Annotated in this window: 1 protein-coding gene; it reads right to left on the minus strand. The window is 40.1% G+C overall.

Annotation, left to right across the window (positions count from 1 at the left end):
- A partial coding sequence (locus GNE10_RS35175) for an ATP-binding cassette domain-containing protein (RefSeq protein ID WP_185570588.1) occupies nt 1–272 on the minus strand: 272 nt, incomplete at both ends.

Below are 272 nucleotides of genomic sequence, written 5' to 3' on the forward strand. Positions count from 1 at the left end.
AAAGGAAATACTCTGGTTCATTTCAAATGGCATTTGTACATTCTGTTGGGCTGTGAGAAATCCCAGAAGGTTATGGGCTTGAAATATATAACCAATGTTACGCCGCACTTCTACCATTTCATTTTTAGTAGCACCAGATAGCTCTTTACCTAATATTTCCAGGCTTCCTGATTGTACAGAACGCAAACTACCAATGAGTGTGAGTAGAGTAGTTTTCCCTGAACCAGAGGGGCCAGTCATGATGACAATTTCCCCTGGTTGAATTGTTAAAT

The organism is Nostoc sp. 2RC, assembly GCF_014222165.1.
Classification (GTDB): domain Bacteria; phylum Cyanobacteriota; class Cyanobacteriia; order Cyanobacteriales; family Nostocaceae; genus Nostoc; species Nostoc linckia.